Source organism: Litoribacterium kuwaitense (genome assembly GCF_011058155.1).
Lineage (GTDB): Bacteria > Bacillota > Bacilli > Bacillales > DSM-28697 > Litoribacterium > Litoribacterium kuwaitense.
Genome location: NZ_JAALFC010000001.1, coordinates 27,815 through 47,003, shown reverse-complemented (window position 1 = coordinate 47,003; position 19,189 = coordinate 27,815). Strand labels below are relative to the sequence as shown.

Below are 19,189 nucleotides of genomic sequence, written 5' to 3'. Positions count from 1 at the left end.
GGTTTATACATCGTCAAGAGACCCGATTTTAGGAAACAAATCCAAGTCGAACCTTTCCTTAGACCAGCCTTTTTCCTTTTTATAAACGGCCTTATTTAAAACCGCCTTCAGAAGGTTGTTTTTTTCATATACGTTGTCGGTCATGTGATAAGCATCGAGGACGTTTTGAATTTGCGGAATGATGTTGTTCTTTGCTTCATTCCTTCGGTGGAGGTCTCTAATTTCTTGCTTAGAATCTGTTATTCTACGTTCAGTTCGCGAAATCCGATCGGCCACCTTTGCCTGACGCTCGAGAAAGGTATCCTCATCGTAAATGCCACGTTCCAGGAAAGTGTAGAGATTGTCTTGCTGTTTACGAAGCTCTTCCAGTTCCTTTTCTGCCGCAGCGAGCGATTGTTTGACAACCTCAGTATCGTCTGTCGGTTTCACTTCACCAACCTCGACACTGTAATCCTTCATCCACGCACGTAAACCTTGAAGCATACGTCCCTCGACTAAATGTAGCTGAGACGACTTACTTCCACAGTGCTTCTGGTGAAGACAGAGGAGCTGCGTTGGCTGGGTTTTATGAGGCCGCCGTGTCATCGATCGTCCGCAATGTCCGCATTTGACAATGCCGGCAAGAGGATTCGTTAATCCTTTTCTATGCTTCTGAACAACATGGGACCATTGAGAAGCATATTTGCGAACGAGCGCAAAGGTCTCTTCATCGATCAACGCCTCGTGTTTTCCTTCAGCTGTCATGTAGTCCTTTTGTTTCTTAACAACATTTCTACCATCAGGCAGCCGTTTGTATTTCTTTTTTTGCCAGGTAACTTTGCCAGTGTATATAGGATTAGACAGGATCCCACGAACCATGGAAGGCTCCCACATAACGCCACGCTTTGAAGGAATACCTTCAGCATTCAGCCGGTTACAAATTTCTGCCGCACCAATGCGCATTTCTGGATCGGGATGAGTGTACCACTTGAAGATACGTTTTAGAACCTCAGCTTCGGTAGGGTGGGGCTTCAATGTCCGATCTTTCCGACCTCTGTTCCAAATGTCATAACCGTAAGGAGCGTACGTACCGAGATAGTTCCCTTGATCAATGCTCGCTGTTCGGCCACTTTGCATTCTCCGGGTGATCATCTTATATTCGCGTCGTCCCATGAAAGTCTCGAATTCACTGTAATCTTCGTCGAACTCATCATTCAGATCGTACGTCTTGTTGACGGTGATGATTTTCGTGTTCGATTCTTTGAAGGTCTCTAAGATAATTCCTTGATCCTTCATATTCCCTCTGCCTAAACGCTGCATATCAATACACAGCACGCCATCATATTGACGATCCTCCACATCCTTTAACAGCTGAATCATCTGCGGCCGGTGAATAATCGTGTCACCGGAAACAACCTCTTCGTACACTTTAACGATATTAAGCGACCGTTCTTTGGCCAACTTAAACAACCGCGTCCGGTGAATGGAAAGGGTGTCTTCACCTTCACGTTCCATCTCCACATCTTCACGGGATTTCCGTAAATACATTGCAATTCGTTCCATGCTGCCACCTCATTGAATTGAAGTTACTTGATATACGTATGAAAAATAAAAATGGTTCGTCCTCACCCAATACCAGCATATGCATTAGTGAGGTGAGGACATGGTTATACACGTCAATGAATCAGTCATCCGCATCCACGCCCCAGAAAAAAATGATAAAGAAACAATGCATAAAGCAGAGGAGGAGATCAAAGAAGCCGTGCGCTTGATTCTGATCAGAAGGAATCAGTCATCCGATTCTTCATGACCTATTTACGTAGGTCGTTTTTTTATGGGAGAGGGGTGTATACCTTATTTATAGTTGATTCGTTCAGGGATTAAGACAGTGTTTTTTAAATGTGGAATGTACGTTCGGTATGCGAAATGCTCACCAGTGCAATTGTGTTGTGGTATACGTTAATGTCCATAAACAATATGACTGGCTGGAAGAGTAGATTTAACGCGCGTAATGCTCTAGTGGAGCAGTTAACGAACCTTTCAAAACAGAGGGTGTCATCGATGCCCGAAAAAGCTTATTGAGCACAATTTAATTCGTTATGAAAAAGGTAAAAAGGGGCAAGCGCCGATCTATGAAATGGTCTCATTGGTCAACTCACTTGACCTATCACCAGACCAATCAGTTTTCAAACCCTTGTCCATACCTAAACATAAACAAAACTAATGCCGTAGCAGAAGAGCGCGCGAATGAGATTCATGAACAAGAAATCCCGTTTGCCGTTTATGAACAGAACTTCGGAAACATTTAAGCTGCCTATTAAAAAGAATGTACACAATCCATGTTAGATTTTGTGTACATTCTCAAATTCTATGCTTACTTAACAAAAAGGGCTCAGACCATTGGATCGCGAGCCCTCTTATAAACTGAAATTTTATTTAACATTTTAGCCTGCCTTTGTGCCTTAGCTGACAAGCACTTTCCAATGGAGAACCTCTATTCATTCTATTCCTAAAGCGAGGATTCTATGTTTTATTGATCATTTTCTTTTAAACGTTGCATCTCAGACACTTGCCATCCTTTATCAGGAACCCATTGCATATAAAGGCGGAAAAAAGCGGACTGGTCACTTGGGCTTACTGTTGCAACAACTTGATTTGTATTACCATTGTAGTTTCCGTTCCACCAAAGAATCATGTCATCTTCAGCAAGGCCTGTGGCAAGAGAAATGACTTCCATACGCTCCTGGCCGTCAACAGACGATTCATCAAAGTCGGTAAGGTGCTCTCCTGTTTGTGATGTTCCTACAGGGCCCCATGGACCTTCCATGACTTCAATAACATTTGGATCATCACTTGTATTAGGATCAAGCGGCTCAACTTCATCGTTTCCTTCTTCTTTGTCTGTATCTTCTTCGTCTGTATCTTCTTCGCGTACATCATCTCTAGAAGGACGTTCGTCAGAAGCTTCATCGTTTTCTACACGACCCGTATTCCCCTCTGTTGCATCACGGTCACGATCTGTTTCGCTCGCGTTCGTATCAGGGTTTTGCCTTTCCACAGAATTGTCTTGATCAAGCGTAGAATCTTCATCTTGGTCCATAGGAGCTTCATCTTCTATATTTACATCAGGCTCGTCAGTCACTTGATCTTCTGAGGATGGCGCGTTTTCTTGTTCGCCGCCGCTTGAATTTCCTTCTGTTGGGGCCGCAGTGTCCCCACCCAAACCAGGCCAAAGTGTAATTATAGCGAAAAACAAGATCAGCACGCAGACAAAGCCAATCAAACCATTTAAAATGCGATTCGCTGTCCTTTTTTTACGTTTTCGTTCAAAACGAGGCCCATCATATTTAGGCATAATATCCTCCTTCTCCCTTACAACCATCTTTTGTTTATTCTATCATTTTTTCGTTGCTGAATATAGATTTATTGCTGTCTACTTCCATCTTCACCCATGAGGTGGGTCGCTAGCATTTGGAAAGCATCGTAGGCAGATGGGTCCCCCTCATTCGTATCTAGTGAAACAGCGACAAGAGCATAGGTTGGGTTTTTGCGCGGAAAATAGCCGGCAAACCATTTGTGCACTAGACCTTCTTGCCCGGTCTCTGCTGTACCGCTTTTACCTGCAACGCCACCTTTAATATTTGCAAATGCTTGACCTGTGCCTTCGTCAACGACTGCTTCTAAGAGCTCTTGCAGTACACGATACGTATAAGGGGAAAGACCGCCAGATATTTTTTGACGAGAAAATGGGAAAAACAGCTGTTCATTCTTATACTGTATCTCTTCTACAGAACGCACGCGATAGACAGGACCTTGCCGGGCAATAGATGCCATCATATTCGCGACTTGAAGCGGTGTAGTGCGAACGTTTTTCTGTCCAATGGCTGTTTGAGCGATCGCTTTTTTCACTCGCTTATCTGTCTCATTCCCCCAGATGATCGGTGCACCTTCCTCGGGAAAATGAGCAACGTTTTCCAGGCGATAAATATCGCCGACCCAACCTGCTCGATTGGTAAGACCAAGCTGTTCTGCGTACTGATAAAGAATGTCTTCATTTGTTTCCATCATTTCTTGCAATAAGGTCGCAAAAGTGACATTACAGCTTTGGGCAAAACTTTGCTTAAATGTCAGTTGGCCGAGTTGACGTTGGGCTCCCTGCTCCCCGTATACATTTTGATTGCAATTAAAACGTCTCTGGTTCAGCTGAGCGTATTGGTCAATGGCAAGAGCAGCGGTAACGATTTTAAACGTTGAGCCAGGAAAGGCAGTCTGCACCATATAGTTGACAGCACCCCCGCCTTGCATAGGTTGTGCTTGGTCAATAGCGGGCACACTAACCATAGCTAAAAGGTCATTTGTTTGTACATCTAATAGAACAATACCTCCTTTTTGAATCCCAGCCTGTCGCACGAACTGCTCAGCATTTCGCTGTATAACCCCGTCAATTGTAAGTTTTGCACGCAAGGGATAAAACGAATTGCCTTCACCAATGTATTTCATATCAGAACCAAACATAGGACGCCCTAATAAGTCTTCATGGTAAAGAAGCTGTTCTTGGCCTCGAGAGATTAAAAGTGGATCGAGTGCTTTTTCCAAGCCGGTTAATCCGGTATCTGTTCCTTTTTTTATGTCAGCGCCATATTCATCTTCGTACCTTTGTTTCAGCAATGCTTCATTTTCACCAGTGATCCCAATAACGTGCTGGGCGATCTGTCTCGGTCTTTCGGGAGGCGCTGAAACCATTAACACACTGCCTGAACTTGCCATCGACAAGGGTAATGTTGTTTGCGAATCAACCGTCACGACTTCATTGTTATTTTTCAATAAAAATGGCAGCTGATGATCTTCAAGCTGGGAGACGATGTCGCTTTTCTCCATGGAAAGCCATTCACTGAGCTGAAGAATTTGTTCATTTGACTGCTGTAAAGATGGAAAAATCAGAATCGCTTGTCGGTTAAAACCAAGAGGTTGTCCATGCCGATCAATAAAATCCCCTCTCCCATCATGTAAAACTACAGATTGCGTACGTTGCGCTACACTCGCTTCAAGTAAATTAACGTCATGTTTTGAAAACTGTGTTGTACGAATGAGCTGAATATCGAGAAGACGACCACTTAAAAGAATGAGGATGCCTAAGAAAGCAACGGCGATGATGCGCAACCGTTGATGCACATTCGCTCCCCCCTTTCTTTTAACCAGTCTCGCCCAGTCTTTGTCTTTTCAGTCACAAAAAGCGTATCTCGTTTCTCAGAGATACGCCTTTCATTTCTTGTTATTTAATATCAATGATTTTAACTGCGATTTCCCCACCAGGTGTTTGTACACTGATTTCTTCATTTAAATGCTTTCCGATTAAACTCTTTGCCATCGGAGAGTCATTTGAAATCTTACCTTCAAAAGGGTCTGCTTCTGCGCTTCCGACGATCGTATAACTTTCTTCGTCTCCATCTGGCAGCTCTTTAAAAGTGACTGTTTTCCCCATCGTCACCGTATCAGAATTATTGTCTTCTTCAATGATCACAGCATTTCGCAACATATTTTCAATCGTAGCGATACGCGCTTCAACAAATGCTTGTTCGTCCTTCGCTGCATCATATTCAGAGTTCTCGGAGAGGTCTCCAAAATCACGCGCAACCTTAATACGTTCGACGACTTCTTTACGTTTTTCTGTTTTTAAGTGCTCAAGCTCATTCTCAAGCTTTTCCTTACCTTCTAATGTCATATAAAATTGCTTCTCTTCAGCCATCGTGCCTACACTCCTTCATATCAATCCATATCTCTCTTTATTGGGCACCAGCAGAGGATTGGTTCTCCTGTACGGCTTCCCATTCAGATTGGTATTGGTTTTTTATTGTATTATGCTCATTAAGGGTTTCTGAGAACAGTACTTCCCCATTTGGTCGTGCATAAAAGTAAAAGCTGTCCGTTTCCTCTGGGTTCATCGCAGCTTCTAGTGAGGACATCCCAGCGTTTGAAATTGGACCAGGCGGTAATCCTTGATTTTGATACGTATTGTACGGTGATTCTACAGCGAGATCGTCAAGATAAATCCGAACTTGGTGACGCTCTAACGCATATAAAACGGTCGGGTCTGTCTGCAAAGGCATCCCTGTATCTAATCGATTTTGAAAGACACCCGCGATTTTATGACGATCTACTTTTGCGGTCGCCTCTTTTTCAACTAAAGAAGCAAATGTCAGCCATTCATGCAAGCTGTATTCATCATGAGGTTGAAAGCGACTCACGACCTTGTGCGTTTGACTAACCATTTTTTCCAGCATCGCTTCAACAGTTGGTGTTGATTCATAGAAAGAATACGTTGCTGGGTACAAATAGCCTTCTAACGGATGCTTTACATCTTCAGCAAAAATATCATCGGGCAACACTTGTGGGTATTTTTCCTGTAAATATTTCACGGTTTCTGGATCATCCATCACTTGGATAATGTCTTCTGGTGAATGATCGACGTGCTTGGACATAATCTCTGCAATTTGTATGACTGTATAGCCTTCAGGAACCGTCATTTTGAATTCAGGCTCTTGAATAACCGTCCCTGTTTTTAACTGCGAAATAATTCCTTCAACATTCATCGAAGGACTCAACTGATAGTCGCCAGCTTGAAAACCTTGCTCATTTTTATATCTGACATAATATTTAAACACAGTAGCGTCTTTAATCAAACCATTATCTTCCAATATATGACCAATACTTCCAGCGGTCGATCCAATAGGAATGGACACATCGATAATTTCATCGCTTTCCGGCGCAACAGCCGTCAAAGACGACTTAATGTATACATAACCGCCGATTACGAGGCAAACGACCCCAATGATGAAAATAGCGAATAAAACAGAAACGATCTTTCTCACCGTTCCTGCTTCTTTTATTCGCCTTTGTTTTAAATCCTTTTTGTGGTTCATGGTGGATTCATCCATGGATGGCGTTCTCCTTTCGCCTGCCCTCGCCTATCGATGCAACAGACGATTGTCAAACGGGGCTTAATACAGATATGTTCACATGCGTCACTGATCCAACTCTCCGTCTGCATACGTATTTAACATCTCTTCAACGACTTCCCATTCCTCATCAGACTCAATTGGAAATAGGGAAAAATCTTCTGGTTCATCACCAGTCTCTTCATATCGAAAAGCAAATACCTCGACATCTTCGTTATCACCTTGCTGCTGTTCTGTTGGCGTCACTACGATATAAGAGGCATCTTTTTCATCAACATCAAACGTAAAGAGAACATCAAACAAATGTTCCTCGCCTGATTCATCAGGGATAATAATTCGTTCCTTTTTATCTTCACTCATCTGTTCCACCTCCGCTAATTTTTTGTGGATGAGCATCCAAATAAGACTGTAAAATAAAGACTGCCGCTATTTTATCAATCACTTGTTTTCGTTTTTTGCGACTAACATCAGCAGAGATCAATGTTTGTTCTGCAGATACAGTCGTTAATCGTTCGTCCCATAAAACAACAGGCAGTCCAGTTTTTCGCTCGATGCGCTCCGCAAACCGATGAATGGATTCTGCTCTCGGCCCTGTACTGCCGTTCATATTTTTAGGGTCGCCGACGATAATCTGACTCGGTTGATACAGTTCAATTAATTCTTTTAAACGCTTGATGCTGACATTAGGCTGTTCATCTCCAGAAGGTATGGTTTCTACACCTTGGGCCGTGAATCCGAGTTCATCGGACACGGCCACACCAATTGTTTTAGTACCAACATCTAAGCCTAGCCACCTCATGAACTCGAATCGTCCTTATGTTGATCTAGATAGAACTTAACGAGAGCCTCAATAAACTCATCTCTTTCCAATTTACGAATAAGGTTTCGGGCATCTTTATGTCTTGGGATATAAGCTGGATCTCCGGATAAAAGGTAGCCTACAATTTGGTTGATTGGCTGATAGCCTTTTTCCTGTAATGATTCGTAGACGGACAAAAGCACTTCACGTACTTCAGCATCTAGAGGTTCCTCTTGAAAATTAAACTTCATCGTTTTATCGGAACTCATGGGTATACCACGCTCCTATACGCTAGCTCGTTTTTCCCAGTTTTACACATCTCAAGCTTTCTGTAAAGTATGTCGAACAGTTGCTGGGACGGATTCAAGTGCCGACTGTAATTTCTCAGGCTGTTTCCCTCCAGCTTGAGCCATATCAGGACGACCGCCGCCACCGCCGCCACACTGACTGGCCACATCTTTAACTAAGTTTCCTGCATGAAGGCCTTTGCTGACTAAATCCTTTGTCACTCCAGAGACGATATGCACTTTGTCTCCAGTTGCACTTCCTAGAACAATGACCGCTGAGCCTAGCTTTTGCTTTAGTTGATCGACACGTTGACGTAATCCATCCATATCTATATTCTCTACCTTCACTGCAAGCACTTGAACACCTTCGACGTCTGCAACCTGATCCGTCAACTCCCCGCTCTCAAGAGCACTTAGCTTTCCCTTAAGTGATTCATTCTCACGTTCTAAAGCGCGAATGTCTTCGATTAATCCTTCTGCTCGTTCAACGACATTGGACGGATTCGTTTTCAAAACACGTGCAACCGCGTTGACTTTCTCATTTTCCTGCATGAGGCGCTCAAATGCCGCCTGTCCAGTTAACGCCTCGACGCGACGAATGCCCGCACCAATTCCAGACTCTGACTCAATCATAAACAAGCCAATTTCAGACGTGTTGGTCACGTGACAACCGCCACAAAGCTCAATGGAGTAATCGCCAGCAGAAACGACGCGGACAATATCTCCATACTTCTCACCAAACAAAGCCATTGCGCCTTTTTGACGAGCTGCTTCCAAATCCATTTCTTCAATAATGACGTCTTCAGCCTGCCAAATATGCTCATTGACAATCTGTTCGATTTGTTTTAGTTCCGCCGCAGAAATGGCATTAAAATGAGAAAAGTCAAAGCGGAGACGACCTGGTGATACGAGTGAACCTGCTTGATTGACATGTGTTCCAAGGACATCCTTTAACGCTTGATGAAGCAAGTGTGTCGCCGTATGATTTTTAACCGTACGATTCCTTGCCTTCTCATCAATCACAGCTTGTACTGTGGCACCTTGACGCAATGTGCCTTCTTCTACAATACCGTAATGAATGTGTTGTCCATTTGGCCCTTTTTTGACGTCTTTGACAAAAAAGCGGCCTTCTTCTGCCTCAATGTATCCTTGGTCAGCGACTTGACCACCACTCTCTGCATAAAATGGTGTTTCGTCAAGTACGACGACAACGTCTTGTCCTTCTGAAGCTGCTTCAATGATCTCATTCTGCTCTACCAAAGCGGTAATGGTCGCTTTCGTATGCTTGTTTGTATAGCCTACGAAGTGAGACGGCGTCTCAAGCTGACTGAGTGCGCCTCCTTGAACTTGCATCGAGCTTGCATCCTCGCGAGCTGTTCGCGCACGCTCTTTTTGCTTGCTCATTTCTTCTTCAAAGCCATTGTGATCAACGCCTAGCCCTGCTTCTTGAGCATATTCATCAGTGAGCTCAATTGGAAAGCCATAAGTGTCATATAGAACGAATGCATCTTCCCCTGAGAGTGAGGATGCCCCATTTTCCTTAGCATCATTTAATTTTTGCTGCAGGATGCGCAAGCCCTCAGTCAATGTCGCATGAAAACGCTCTTCTTCTGTTTTTACGACTTGCTTAATAAAATCCGTATTCTTATGGAGTTTAGGATAAAATTCTGCCATAATTTCCGCGACTACTGGAACAAGCTTGTACATAAACGGTTCTTCTAAGCCGATATCTTTCGCGAAGCGGACGGCACGTCTAAGCAGGCGTCTAAGTACATAACCGCGTCCTTCGTTCGACGGAAGTGCGCCGTCACTAATTGCAAACACAACTGTACGAATATGGTCAGCCACTACTTTAAAGGCTGTGTCCGTCGTCGCGTCTTTTCCGTATGAAACATCAACGAGTGATTCCGTGAATTGAATAATCGGTAAAAATAAATCTGTGTCATAATTTGTTTTTGCTTCTTGAATTACGCTGACCATTCTTTCTAAGCCCATCCCTGTATCAATGTTCTTTTTCGGGAGAGGTGTATATGTATCATCTGGATTATGATTAAATTGGGAAAATACGAGATTCCATATTTCTAGATAGCGCTCGTTTTCGCCACCAGGAAATAATTCAGGATCATCTGGGTCATTTCCAAATGATTCTCCGCGGTCATAAAAGATTTCTGTATTTGGTCCACTTGGCCCTTCACCAATGTCCCAAAAGTTTTCTTTTAGACGAATAATCTTTTCTTCAGGCAGTCCAACCTCTTCATGCCAGATCGTAAAAGCTTCATCGTCTTCTGGATGAATGGTCACCGCTAGCTTATCTGCATCAAAGCCGATCCACTTGTCACTCGTCAGAAACTCCCATGCCCAATGAATGGCTTCTTTTTTAAAATAATCACCGATGGAAAAATTACCAAGCATTTCAAAGAACGTATGATGCCGCGCTGTTTTCCCGACATTTTCAATATCGTTCGTCCGGATCGATTTCTGTGCATTGACAATTCGTGGATTATCAGGAATCACACGTCCATCAAAATAAGGCTTTAACGTTGCAACACCGGAGTTGATCCATAACAATGTCGGATCGTCTTGCGGTATTAAAGACGCGCTCGGTTCCACTTGATGTCCTTTTTCTTTAAAAAAATCTAGAAACATTTGCCTGACTTGATATGAATATAGCCACTTCATTGATTTACAACAACCCTTTCCCTGCCGGATAATGAAGACGCTCGCTATAGGGCTTTGCGATGCCTACAATCGATTATTTAGCTCGCCTTGTGCAAAAAACATGGAAAATTTTGCATCAAATCAGACGAAAAATAAAAAACACTTTCATTCCTTTGGAACGAGAGTGCTGCCGAGCTTAAAGCATCTCCTTCGTCGATTTGCAGCCTGAAATGCCCTAGTGGTATTGCAGGACTTCGCTCAGGGCAAATCAACACGCTATAGCGCTATAATCTGCGGATATTATAGTCAATTCCACCGTATTTGTCAATTACGCCCATGAATCCCGCGCATGGTTATAAATGATTCGGACGATTGCAGCTACAGGGATTGCAAAAACCATGCCAAGCAAGCCAAACCATTCGCCAGCTAAGAGCAGGACAAAAATAATGACGACCGGATGCATATGAAGGCTTTTTCCAACAACGAGCGGTGATAAAATATTGCTTTCTACGACTTGGATTCCAAAAATAACAGCTATAGCAAGCAACGCCTGCGTTCCAGAATCCATCATGGCGACACCGAGAGCTGGCACCGCGCCAATGAACGGGCCTACGTATGGAATCAAATTGGTGATTGCTGCTGCCAATCCTAATATGATTGGAAACTGCAGTTGTATAAGCCAAAAACCGATCGATGCCAATATACCTACAGCACCACACACAATGAGCTGTCCACGAATATAGCTTCCAAGCGAAAGATTAACGTCCTTTAGAAAATCGATTCCTTCTTTTCTCCATCGTTTCGGAATTAAAGTAAGCATAGCTTCTTTACATTTGGGATAATCTTTCAACAAGTAAAAGACGATAAAAGGGACCATGAAAAATAGAAAAATGTCACCTAGATGACGTTGCGCACTTGAAAGGATCGATTCTAAAAAAGAACTTGCCCATTCTTCTCCCCAAGAAATAATGGACCAAAGGCGTTGCTGCACTTCAACCGGGTAATGCTCCGTATGATCAATCACAAGTGAGATCAGCTCACGGTACGTTTTTGTTAACATAGGGATTTGTTCTGTAAAATCTTCGACTTGCTGAAAGACATAAGGAAGACCACGATAAATGGCATAGCCCGCGACGCTAAAAAACAGAAGATAAATGCTTGCTACAGATAATGTTCTTGACACACCTGCGCGCCGTAAAAATTCAATCAACGGATGAAGCAAGTATGTAATGACAAGCGCAATCAAAAACGGAATGAGTACCTTGCCAGTCTTGATGACATAAGGAACCCACACTTCGGACAGACGCCATAAAATAAACAATACGGACGCAACGAGCAGCGTATTTGTTAATCGGACGAGCCAAGTTAACGATTGTCCCAAAACACATACGTCCTTTCATACGCAAAACCGATCCTCACCTACCGTTTCTGGCAGGAGAAGAATCGGCTGCATCGTGTTGATTACTTCATCCACTGGCGCATTTGCTTCTTCCATTTCTTTTGCTTTGCCGGTCCAAACCAAGAAGCAAGAGCCGGCTTTCTCTCTCTTCGAAAGAAAATACCAGATAGCATGGCTGCACCTACTCCGGCAGCCACAGCAGAGATCGTTGTTCTCATGATGTCTCCTTACTGTCATCAAGGGATAGTTGACTTTCGGTAAATAAATCATCCAACGTGCTGAGGGTGCCGTCTTCTTCCACTTGATGAACATTCATTTTTTGTTGACTTACCGTTAATTCGATAAAGCAACCCCAACAGTAATATTGATGTACACCGATTTTGCCAATATCTTTTGAACTACAATTTGGGCAGCGCACAATCCTCACCCTTTCTACATACAGGAAGTTGTACGTCCATTTCTGCCCAAATTTTAAATTGACTATACGGTCTTCACCATAAACTGAGTGAAATAAGAAAAATGCCCGGTGATTACCGAACATTCATAGGTTAAGCTTTTTCCATAAAATCATACGGTGAAATATGTTCCATTCCTGGCTCATCAACAGACTGGAGAACAAACGCTTCATCCGGCGTTTTAGAACGCTCAAAGCATAGGGCAAGGCTCGTTTGCCGGCCGTCTTCATGGTCATCTGAAATCGCGTTTTTAAAAGCGTCAAATTGTCCACATAGAATCAAATATTCTTGACTGCGCGTAATCGCGGTATATAGTAGCTTACGCTTAAGCATCCGACGGTAAGCGAAGGAAACAGGAACGACAACGATCGGGTATTCACTGCCCTGTGACTTATGCACGCTACAGCAATACGACAACGTTAGTTGCGCAAGCTCTTGCTTCGTATAGATGACTTCAATTTCATCAAACTCCACGACAATCTGTTCCTGACGATCTGCGGTTTCTTTCGCTTTAAAAATTGCAACAATCTCTCCGATATCGCCATTGAACACTTGATCTTCTGGTCGATTGACGAGCTGAAGCACCTTATCCCCTGTTCTCAGAACGCCTCCCCGATGCGAAACCTCACGTTTTTGCTCATTTGGAGGGTTGAATGACATTTGTAAGCGAGCATTGATCGCATCAATGCCGGCTGGGCCTTTATACATGGGCACAAGCACTTGTATATCGTGAGGTGTATACCCTTTTTTTATAGCACTTTCACACACTTGAACAATGACATCCGTGAGTTGCGTCGGCGGACACGCAAAAAAGCGTCGGTCTTTCGTAGGCTTTAATATCTCATCGGAAACATGACCTTTCTTTAGTTGGTGAGCCAGCTGCACAATCGTTGATGACTCTGCTTGACGGTATATATCCGTTAAACGAATGACCGGTAGCGCATTTGCATCAATGAGATCTTTTAACACCTGTCCTGGGCCAACTGAAGGTAACTGGTCTTCATCACCAACGAAAATCACCTTCATATGATCGGGCAAGGCCTTGAGGAGTTGATTTGCCAAATAGACATCGAGCATCGACACCTCATCGATAATTAACAATGAACCATCTACAGGGTTTTCCTCATTTTTTGTAAATCCACCCTCGCCATCCCATCCTAGTAAACGGTGAATTGTCATTGCTGGCAGCCCTGTCGACTCGCCCATTCGCTTCGCTGCTCTTCCGGTCGGTGCAGCTAGTAAAATGGGGAACGGCTCGTCTTTTTTATAATCGGTTGGGTCTAAAGACAGGTCTTCCATTGTTGCAAACACTTCGACAATCCCTTGAATAACGGTCGTTTTTCCGGTTCCAGGTCCGCCTGTTAAAATCATCGCTTTCGTCGTTAATGCTGTCTCAACCGCATCACGTTGTTTTGCAGCATATTGGATGTCACGCTTTTCCTCAACGGCGCCAAGTGCTTTATAAAAAGCAGCTGACTCGACGACATCATCTTCGTGGTCCGCTTGTAAACGAACGAGATGATTCCGTACCCCTTGCTCAGCATAATAAACAGGAGCTAAATAGAGCCGATCATCCTCTTGAATCATCTTTTTAGCAGCGACGAGCGTCTGAATACATTGCGACACCTCTGGAATCTGTTGCCGTAATAGGCGATTCATTTGTTCGATGAGTTGATGCTCAAATAAATACGTGTGACCGTCACTTTGCGAGGCCTCCTGCAACGTATATAAGCAAGCTGCTTGGAGACGTTCTGGGGCATTGTCTTCAATGCCGATATGCTTGGCCAATTCATCCGCTCTATGGAAACCGATCCCTTCAATATCGTACATAAGCTGATAAGGCTGTCTTTGCACCATGTCCATCGTTTCATCTTGATAGGCTTGATATATTTTCATCGACAGCTGAGGTCCAAAGCCATATTCAGCTAAGGAGGCTAAAATATGCTCCATCCCCCGATGCTGACGAAGCCCCTCTTTAAGCACAGACGCTTTTTGTGCCGATAATCCTTGGATATTTGTAAGTGCATCGTCCTCATTTAAAATACGATGAATGGTGTTCAAGCCTAGTTTGGCAACGATTTTTTCAGCCGTTTTTTCACCGATTCCTGCGAATAAATCGCTAGATAAATAATGAATGAGACCTTGCTCAGTCGTTGGCATCTCTTTTTGATACGAATGCGCCTGATATTGCCAGCCAAATCGAGGATGCTGATGAAAATGGCCAAAAAATGTCACCGTTTCATCCTCAAGGAGCTGGGGAAAGTAACCTGTAACGACCGCGACATCCGAATTGTCCGGCATTTCCTCATTGCTTGTCTTCACATTCATTTTCACTACGGAGTACATCGACGTTTCATTATGGTAAATCAATGTGTCGAGCGTTCCTTGAATATATTTTCGCTCTTGTTCATGACTGTCAGCCATTTCCCCACCTCCTTGATGCTTTATTCTGAAGCGGTATTCATCGCTGCTAACGCATGTTTTGCCAGCACGTGATCATCCTGTACCTGAACGGTTTTCTCAAACGCCTTTCTCGCTTCTTCTAGTCGAGCGCCTGTGACGTGGGCAACGCCAATGTTGTACCAAGCATCCGCATGATCCGGTTCTTGTTCAACAACTTGTTCTAAATGAGCAAGTGCTTCTGAAATAGCTTCCGTTTTTGCAAGTGCCAAGGCCATTTGAAAACGTGCTTCCGTATCTTCTTCATTTAACTCAACCGCCTGCTGCAAATAAGGAAGCGCAAGCCTTGGCTGATCCATAAAATAAAGGCTTGAGCCAAGCATAAAATAAACATCACCATTGTTCAGCTGTGCGTCAAGCGCTTGCTTAAATTGTTGAGAAGCCTCTTGGTACCGCTCCGCTTCGTAAAAACCAATACCCTTCCCATAATAGGCAGCACCCGCAGTGGAATCCAATTCAATCGCTTTGTCAAAAAACGGAGTGCTTTGTCAGTCTCACCAACAGATTGTAGTAAGTTTCCAAAATTCACGTATCCGACAGGGTCTCTAGGCGATGTTTCAATTGCAGCGTTAAACGCTTCGGCAGCTTTTTCAAGCTCTCCATTATTTAAAAAATCAATGCCTTCCTCGTTATAATCTTTGGCCATTGACCATTCACTCCTTCGCTTTGATATTATTATTTTATGTATGACGTATATTTAAAAAGCAGGCTGGCAGACAATCGTTATGATATGCCTGTCAGCCTACGTGTGAAAGTAATGTCCCTTGGTTAAACACATGGTCGATCGTTCCGCCGCCAAGACAAACATCATCCTTATAAAACACCGCGGACTGTCCGGGAGTAACGGCTCTTTGTGCTTCAGCAAAGGCAACAGATGCCTTCCCATCCGCCTCAACTTTAACCGTGACCGGGGTATCTGGTTGCCGATACCTAAATTTCGCCATACACTGAAATTCCTTAGCTGGCGGTTCAATAATCCAGTTCACACCACTGACTTCGATGCTCGTAGAGTATAAAGCTTCATGATCATCACCTTGCTCGACATACAGCTCATTCTTTTCCACATTTTTTCCTACGACAAACCAGCGGTCTCCTGCCCCGCCGATGCCTAAGCCTCTGCGCTGACCAATCGTATAATACATTAAACCTTCATGGGTCCCTTTAACCTCTCCGTCCAAGGTCACCATAGAACCTGGCTGGGCGGGCAAGTAATTCTGGAGAAACTCTTTGAAATTACGTTCTCCTATAAAGCAGATACCCGTGGAATCTTTCTTCGTCGCTGTCGATAAGTGAGCCTCGTGGGCAATCTTTCGCACGTCTTGTTTTTGCATACCTCCAAGCGGAAACATCGCCCGCGACAACTGATCTGAGCTAAGCTGGTGCAGAAAATAAGTCTGATCTTTGTTCTCATCGATCCCTTTTTTAAGCAACACTTGCCCGTCCTCAACAGTCGTTTGCGCGTAGTGACCTGTAGCGATATAGTCGGCACCAAGAGTTAACGCATGGTCGAGAAATGCTTTAAACTTGATCTCTTTATTACAGACAACGTCGGGATTCGGCGTTCGGCCTGCTTTGTATTCATCAAGAAAATACATAAATACCCGATCCCAATACTCTTTTTCAAAATTAACTGCATAATACGGGATTCCTAAATCGGACGCCACACTCGCAACATCTTCAAAGTCTTCCGTTGCCGTGCATACCCCTGACTCATCGGTATCATCCCAATTTTTCATAAATAAACCGACAACATCATAACCTTGCTGCTGCAGTAAAAGGGCTGCGACCGAAGAATCGACGCCACCAGACATGCCGACGACCACTCTTTTTTTCGTCATACGTTTCCCTCCTTTTACTAAAATCGTGTACGAATGATCCTAGCTGTGATTTGTGCCGCACGTTGGATTTCTTCTTGCATCATCATATGTCCAAAGCTAAAACGAATCGACTGCGATGCACGCTCTGGATTCTCTGGATACATCGCCATTAACACATGGGACGGCTCAAACGTACCTGCCGTGCACGCAGAACCACTTGATGCAGCAACTCCTTCTAAATCAAGATTCATCAAGAGCTGATCGCTGCGGACTCCTGGAAAATAAAGGTTAGAGATTGAAGGAAGACTGTTTGCTAAATCTCCATTAATCTCAAAATGGATACCTTCAGCTTTCAAAGCCTCAAGAAAACCTTCCTTTAAAACCGCTAGCTTACTCAGTTTATCTTCTTTGGTCGCAAGCTCAACAGCCTTTTGCAACCCACAAAGACCGGGCATATTTTCTGTGCCAGCGCGGTGCTTTCTCTCTTGATAGCCACCAAACATACGAGGCTGTATGTTCATCGGCTCTTTAACATATAAAAAGCCTACGCCGCCAGGTCCGTTAATTTTATGCGCTGATACGCTCATCAAGTCAACGCCTAAAGCTTCGACATCAATTGGCAGCAGTGTATATGCTTGAACTGCATCTGTATGGAGTAACGCCTCATGATTTAAAAGACCTTGAGCGATGTCAGGAATCGGCTGCATCATACCTGTCTCGTTGTTCGCCAACATCATTGAAACGAGAACGGTATCCGGCCTTACAGCCGCTAACACTTGATGAGCGGATACGAAGCCATTGCTATCGGGGCGTATATAAGTGACCTCCCACCCCTCAGCCTCTAAAGCCGCAAATGATCGCAAAACCGCGTGGTGTTCAATCGCTGTCGTAATTAAATGCCGACCTTTCTTTTCTTGCGCTGCCGCTGCTCCAAAAATAGCTAAATTGTCAGCTTCTGTACCGCCACTCGTAAACACAATTTGTTTATGGTTTGCCCCAATGGACGCAGCGCACGCCCGGCGGACACTTTCCAGCTTTTGTTTCGCCGCTCTGCCAAATGAATGAGTACTGGACGGATTGGCGGTAAAGTTCAGCATCGCTTCCTGCATAGCGGTGGCTACCTCTGGATGCACGGGTGTTGTCGAAGCATGATCAAGGTATATTGGCATCATAGGCCACCCTTTCAAAAATTTTAAATGTAAAACATATACGGCTCTTGCTCAGAATTACTATCGTAGTTTGCCAAATCTTCCAAGGTTGTATGATCAAGTACATCCTTTACCGCATCACGAATTCGGATCCACAGATCCCGCTTCGCTGGTTCCTCGTCTTCAAGCACTTCAACAAGCTGAATCGGCCCTTCAAGGACGCGAATAATGTCACCTGACGTGATTTCTGCGGCATCCTTTGCAAGCATGTACCCTCCGTACGCACCACGAATGCTTTTCACAAGCCCTGCATTCCGTAATGGTGCAATCAATTGCTCAAGGTAGTGCTCAGACAAACGATGCTCCTGAGCAATCGATTTTAATGATGTAGGACCTTCCCCTGGTTTTTTAGCCAACGCGATCATAATGGTTAGCCCGTATCTTCCCTTGGTTGATATTTTCACGCAAATCTCTCCTGTCTACCAAATAATTCATCGCTTTTCGGCATAAAGGAATCGTTTGACCTACAACAATTCCGATTCCAAAAGTAACAAGCAAGGTACCCCAAAATACAGGGCCGCCTAAAAACCAGCCTACGGCTAGTACTCCGACTTCCATGGCACTTCTTATTTTGCCGACACCCCAATGGCTCCGTTCACTAAGCGCGAGCATTAGTGAATCTCTTGGACCGGCGCCATAATCTGCCGAAATGTAAATCCCCATACCCCAGCCCATAATTAAAACTCCCGCGATGAGCATCATCCATTGTCCTGGTAAGCTTTCTGGGGTATTTAGCCAAGGAAGCCATAAGAAAAAATCAATAAATATGCCGACCAACAGCATATTCAAGTAGGCACCTAATTTTGGCCAGGCTTTTGAAAGAAGCGCCGAAACCATTAAAATAAAGAAGCCAACGATAATGGACCACGTCCCGATCGTTAGACCAAACTGCTTATAAAGCCCAATATGGAGTACATCCCATGGTGCACTTCCTAGCTCAGCAATGATCATTAAAGCAATACCAAAGGCGAGCGTTCCCATTCCTAATATAAAAGCAAGAAAACGAATGAAACGTTTCAAGGATCATCGCTACTCCTTCCGTTCATGCACCTTGATGAAAAACCGTGCACATTATATCATGAAATGAATTACCAATGCATGCATCACATCAGCTCATTCCATATATTATAGCATTTCCCTCTAATCGTTGGCGCATCTAGCGTCGTTTTTC

The 19,189-nt window shown here is 44.0% G+C and carries 20 protein-coding genes; 1 reads left to right on the top strand and 19 read right to left on the bottom strand.

Annotated elements, in window-relative coordinates:
- Positions 1-3: 3 nt before the first annotated feature.
- Complete coding sequence (locus G4V62_RS00225; RefSeq protein WP_165198783.1) at positions 4-1,542, bottom strand: recombinase family protein; 1,539 nt, start codon at positions 1,540-1,542, stop codon at positions 4-6.
- A 100-nt stretch (positions 1,543-1,642) separates the two neighbouring features.
- Between G4V62_RS00225 and G4V62_RS00220 the strand changes: the two genes are divergently transcribed.
- Positions 1,643-1,789 carry a hypothetical protein gene (locus G4V62_RS00220; RefSeq protein WP_165198782.1) on the top strand — a complete coding sequence of 49 codons (147 nt, stop codon included), beginning with the start codon at positions 1,643-1,645 and terminating at the stop codon, positions 1,787-1,789.
- Positions 1,790-2,509: 720 nt separating this feature from the next.
- Here G4V62_RS00220 and G4V62_RS00215 read toward each other — a convergent pair.
- From G4V62_RS00215 to G4V62_RS00135, 18 genes are all read right to left on the bottom strand, one after another.
- Positions 2,510-3,334, bottom strand: a complete 825-nt coding sequence (locus G4V62_RS00215) for a YrrS family protein (RefSeq protein ID WP_165198781.1) — start codon at positions 3,332-3,334, stop codon at positions 2,510-2,512.
- 68 nt (positions 3,335-3,402) lie between these two features.
- Positions 3,403-5,151: a penicillin-binding transpeptidase domain-containing protein gene (locus G4V62_RS20480; protein WP_165198780.1), complete on the bottom strand. Its 1,749-nt coding sequence runs from the start codon at positions 5,149-5,151 to the stop codon at positions 3,403-3,405.
- Positions 5,152-5,251: 100 nt separating this feature from the next.
- On the bottom strand, positions 5,252-5,725 hold the full coding sequence (gene greA, locus G4V62_RS00205; RefSeq protein ID WP_165198779.1) for a transcription elongation factor GreA: 474 nt from the start codon (positions 5,723-5,725) through the stop codon (positions 5,252-5,254).
- A gap of 37 nt (positions 5,726-5,762) precedes the next feature.
- Complete coding sequence (gene mltG, locus G4V62_RS00200; protein ID WP_165198778.1) at positions 5,763-6,914, bottom strand: endolytic transglycosylase MltG; 1,152 nt, start codon at positions 6,912-6,914, stop codon at positions 5,763-5,765.
- Between the two features lie 87 nt (positions 6,915-7,001).
- Positions 7,002-7,295, bottom strand: coding sequence for a DUF1292 domain-containing protein (locus G4V62_RS00195; RefSeq protein WP_165198777.1), 294 nt, complete (start codon positions 7,293-7,295; stop codon positions 7,002-7,004).
- Positions 7,288-7,734: a Holliday junction resolvase RuvX gene (gene ruvX / locus G4V62_RS00190; protein ID WP_165198776.1), complete on the bottom strand. Its 447-nt coding sequence runs from the start codon at positions 7,732-7,734 to the stop codon at positions 7,288-7,290. Before ruvX ends, G4V62_RS00195 begins: the two co-directional genes overlap by 8 nt.
- The gene (locus G4V62_RS00185) at positions 7,731-8,003 is read right to left on the bottom strand and encodes an IreB family regulatory phosphoprotein (RefSeq protein ID WP_165198775.1); all 273 of its coding nucleotides are present in this window, start codon (positions 8,001-8,003) and stop codon (positions 7,731-7,733) included. Before G4V62_RS00185 ends, ruvX begins: the two co-directional genes overlap by 4 nt.
- Before the next feature lie 51 nt (positions 8,004-8,054).
- Positions 8,055-10,700: an alanine--tRNA ligase gene (gene alaS, locus G4V62_RS00180; protein ID WP_165198774.1), complete on the bottom strand. Its 2,646-nt coding sequence runs from the start codon at positions 10,698-10,700 to the stop codon at positions 8,055-8,057.
- A 307-nt stretch (positions 10,701-11,007) separates the two neighbouring features.
- On the bottom strand, positions 11,008-12,060 hold the full coding sequence (locus tag G4V62_RS00175; protein WP_165198773.1) for an AI-2E family transporter: 1,053 nt from the start codon (positions 12,058-12,060) through the stop codon (positions 11,008-11,010).
- Between the two features lie 80 nt (positions 12,061-12,140).
- The gene (locus tag G4V62_RS00170) at positions 12,141-12,296 is read right to left on the bottom strand and encodes a hypothetical protein (RefSeq protein WP_165198772.1); all 156 of its coding nucleotides are present in this window, start codon (positions 12,294-12,296) and stop codon (positions 12,141-12,143) included.
- Positions 12,293-12,499, bottom strand: a complete 207-nt coding sequence (locus G4V62_RS00165; protein WP_312855409.1) for a YrzR-like zinc ribbon domain — start codon at positions 12,497-12,499, stop codon at positions 12,293-12,295. Before G4V62_RS00165 ends, G4V62_RS00170 begins: the two co-directional genes overlap by 4 nt.
- 127 nt (positions 12,500-12,626) lie before the next feature.
- Positions 12,627-14,957, bottom strand: coding sequence for an SF1B family DNA helicase RecD2 (gene recD2, locus G4V62_RS00160; RefSeq protein ID WP_165198770.1), 2,331 nt, complete (start codon positions 14,955-14,957; stop codon positions 12,627-12,629).
- A 20-nt stretch (positions 14,958-14,977) separates the two neighbouring features.
- On the bottom strand, positions 14,978-15,448 hold the full coding sequence (locus G4V62_RS00155) for a tetratricopeptide repeat protein (protein WP_376768237.1): 471 nt from the start codon (positions 15,446-15,448) through the stop codon (positions 14,978-14,980).
- Positions 15,337-15,639 (bottom strand): tetratricopeptide repeat protein, encoded by a 303-nt coding sequence (locus tag G4V62_RS20755; RefSeq protein ID WP_376768236.1) that lies wholly within the window; start codon positions 15,637-15,639, stop codon positions 15,337-15,339. Before G4V62_RS20755 ends, G4V62_RS00155 begins: the two co-directional genes overlap by 112 nt.
- 91 nt (positions 15,640-15,730) lie before the next feature.
- Positions 15,731-16,831: a tRNA 2-thiouridine(34) synthase MnmA gene (gene mnmA, locus G4V62_RS00150; RefSeq protein ID WP_165198769.1), complete on the bottom strand. Its 1,101-nt coding sequence runs from the start codon at positions 16,829-16,831 to the stop codon at positions 15,731-15,733.
- Positions 16,832-16,848: 17 nt separating this feature from the next.
- Positions 16,849-17,982 (bottom strand): cysteine desulfurase family protein, encoded by a 1,134-nt coding sequence (locus G4V62_RS00145; protein ID WP_165198768.1) that lies wholly within the window; start codon positions 17,980-17,982, stop codon positions 16,849-16,851.
- A gap of 20 nt (positions 17,983-18,002) precedes the next feature.
- On the bottom strand, positions 18,003-18,422 hold the full coding sequence (cymR, locus tag G4V62_RS00140) for a cysteine metabolism transcriptional regulator CymR (RefSeq protein ID WP_165198767.1): 420 nt from the start codon (positions 18,420-18,422) through the stop codon (positions 18,003-18,005).
- Entirely contained in the window at positions 18,367-19,038 is a 672-nt protein-coding gene (locus tag G4V62_RS00135; RefSeq protein ID WP_165198766.1) for a YczE/YyaS/YitT family protein, read from the bottom strand. The genes cymR and G4V62_RS00135 overlap by 56 nt, the downstream gene beginning before the upstream one ends.
- Between the last annotated feature and the right edge of the window lie 151 nt (positions 19,039-19,189).

What these genes read in the sequence shown, in the direction of transcription:
- G4V62_RS00225 (WP_165198783.1), bottom strand. Translation starts at nt 1,542, where the DNA reads ATGGAACGAATTGCAATGTATTTACGGAAATCCCGTGAAGATGTGGAG.
- G4V62_RS00220 (WP_165198782.1), top strand. Translation starts at nt 1,643, where the DNA reads ATGGTTATACACGTCAATGAATCAGTCATCCGCATCCACGCCCCAGAA.
- G4V62_RS00215 (WP_165198781.1), bottom strand. Translation starts at nt 3,334, where the DNA reads ATGCCTAAATATGATGGGCCTCGTTTTGAACGAAAACGTAAAAAAAGG.
- greA (WP_165198779.1), bottom strand. Translation starts at nt 5,725, where the DNA reads ATGGCTGAAGAGAAGCAATTTTATATGACATTAGAAGGTAAGGAAAAG.
- mltG (WP_165198778.1), bottom strand. Translation starts at nt 6,914, where the DNA reads ATGGATGAATCCACCATGAACCACAAAAAGGATTTAAAACAAAGGCGA.
- G4V62_RS00195 (WP_165198777.1), bottom strand. Translation starts at nt 7,295, where the DNA reads ATGAGTGAAGATAAAAAGGAACGAATTATTATCCCTGATGAATCAGGC.
- ruvX (WP_165198776.1), bottom strand. Translation starts at nt 7,734, where the DNA reads ATGAGGTGGCTAGGCTTAGATGTTGGTACTAAAACAATTGGTGTGGCC.
- G4V62_RS00185 (WP_165198775.1), bottom strand. Translation starts at nt 8,003, where the DNA reads ATGAGTTCCGATAAAACGATGAAGTTTAATTTTCAAGAGGAACCTCTA.
- alaS (WP_165198774.1), bottom strand. Translation starts at nt 10,700, where the DNA reads ATGAAGTGGCTATATTCATATCAAGTCAGGCAAATGTTTCTAGATTTT.
- G4V62_RS00170 (WP_165198772.1), bottom strand. Translation starts at nt 12,296, where the DNA reads ATGAGAACAACGATCTCTGCTGTGGCTGCCGGAGTAGGTGCAGCCATG.
- recD2 (WP_165198770.1), bottom strand. Translation starts at nt 14,957, where the DNA reads ATGGCTGACAGTCATGAACAAGAGCGAAAATATATTCAAGGAACGCTC.
- G4V62_RS20755 (WP_376768236.1), bottom strand. Translation starts at nt 15,639, where the DNA reads ATGGCCAAAGATTATAACGAGGAAGGCATTGATTTTTTAAATAATGGA.
- mnmA (WP_165198769.1), bottom strand. Translation starts at nt 16,831, where the DNA reads ATGACGAAAAAAAGAGTGGTCGTCGGCATGTCTGGTGGCGTCGATTCT.
- G4V62_RS00145 (WP_165198768.1), bottom strand. Translation starts at nt 17,982, where the DNA reads ATGATGCCAATATACCTTGATCATGCTTCGACAACACCCGTGCATCCA.